Annotated in this window: 2 protein-coding genes and 1 pseudogene; all 3 read right to left on the bottom strand. The window is 40.2% G+C overall.

The features are described from left to right. Positions 1-8: 8 nt before the first annotated feature. The gene (locus IC21_RS12305; protein WP_003353237.1) at positions 9-869 is read right to left on the bottom strand and encodes a DUF421 domain-containing protein; all 861 of its coding nucleotides are present in this window, start codon (positions 867-869) and stop codon (positions 9-11) included. Between the two features lie 33 nt (positions 870-902). Further along, positions 903-1,109, bottom strand: coding sequence for a DUF1657 domain-containing protein (locus IC21_RS12300; RefSeq protein ID WP_003353238.1), 207 nt, complete (start codon positions 1,107-1,109; stop codon positions 903-905). Positions 1,110-1,302: 193 nt separating this feature from the next. Next, positions 1,303-1,641: pseudogene (locus IC21_RS12295) on the bottom strand (stage V sporulation protein AD); the annotation flags it as partial.

Raw genomic sequence — 1,641 nt, 5'->3', positions numbered from 1 at the left:
CACACGTTCTAATTTCTTAATATAGGGGATACTTTCTCAATTGCTTTTTGCAATTTTTCGCTATTTTTCCTGTATAGTTCCTTAGCTTCTTTATTTTCGGTTCCAAGGGCAAATGACTCTAAATCGGCCTGGCATTTTTTCATAGTGGCGAGAATCAATGGTCTTTCTTGCGGAGATGGAACTTTAAGCTTATCATCATAAAGATCGACCGTTAATTCGCCATAGGAATTGACCTGTCCAAGAAAAACATTATCGATAGTCACTCCCAGTTTTTCCAGTTCCGTGATTAGCCATCTCCTGCTTCGGCCAATCGTGGTGAGCGGCTCATCCAGTATTTTTCCGTCCATAATAACCGTCTGAGGCTCCTTCACCGTAGCAACCGACATATTCAAATCTTTTGCCGTCAAAGGTTGATTTTCTTTCTTCAATAAGACAGATAAATCTCCCGTTGGCTCTAAAACGGCAAATTCCACATCCGACACCTGAAAAACGTTTTTCTTTCTAAGCAATTCCAACAACTCATCTGTCGAGTATCTTTCCTTTTTTAAATTGTCTTCCATGATTTTTCCATCTTTGATAAAAATCGACCCTTTTCCTTCAATAAAGCCGCGGAACCCTTTGCTCTTTAACGATAACAGGCCCGCCAAAAAAGGGATAGCCGCACAAGTGATGATCGCTATGATCCCCAATGAGATTTTTTGCTCAAGTCCAGTCACAACCTCTGCTCCTATACTCCCGATGGTGATACCATTTACATATTCAAAAAAAGAAAGTTGAGATATTTGTTTTTTCCCCAGCCATTTTGTGATTAAAAAAAGAATAATCATAAACAATATGGACCGTATCACAACATCTAACCAATTGGGCACAACGCAACACCTCCATCAAAAGAATAGGTGATCTTAAAACCCTTTGTACTGAGTTTCTTCACGTTCCAACTCTCCAACACGGTTTTTGATATCTTCCACCACTTCATGGACGATCATCATCGTTTCATGTAATGTACGTTTTGATTCGTCATCTTGGGTGCGCAATGCTAAACTGGACAGGCTAGCTTCTACCCCTTTAAGGCTGGCCATACATTGTTTCACTTCCGATGCAATGGTCATCGTATCCTCTCCTTACACCTTTTAGTTTTAGGCATCTCCTATTTACATATGAACAGAGAAAATTTTCTAAAAACCGAAAAATGATTTCCCATACAAAAATTGAGATTTTGGTGTCGCAGCCGTTTATTGACAGCTTTTTTGTCCAAAGAAGTCAATATAATAAAAAAGCTTCTTCAGATAAGAAAAATGCCATTTATGGCCCGTTTTCGTATTCAATCGACACAGCATGTGCGATACAAGGAATGGTTTCGTTTTGCTGAAAGGATAAGGGTGATAACAAAGCACCCGTTGCGACCACTAGCATTCGTTTTAACTCCCCTTTTTTCATTCGGTTTAACAAATGGCCGTAAACGACGGTCGCGGAACATCCTGCACCACTCGCTCCAGATAAGACCGGCTGTTCTTCCCGGTAGATCATGAGCCCGCAATCTTGATACTGTTCTTCGCGAATAGGGGTGCCGTGTTTATGAAATAGTTCAAGTGAAATATCATGTCCAATTTGACCAAGGTCTCCTGTCACTATTAAATCATA

It is taken from the genome of Heyndrickxia coagulans DSM 1 = ATCC 7050, assembly GCF_000290615.1.
Taxonomy (GTDB): domain Bacteria; phylum Bacillota; class Bacilli; order Bacillales; family Bacillaceae_C; genus Weizmannia; species Weizmannia coagulans.
The sequence above is the reverse complement of the archived record's forward strand: the minus strand, read 5'-3'. Positions and strand labels throughout refer to the sequence as shown.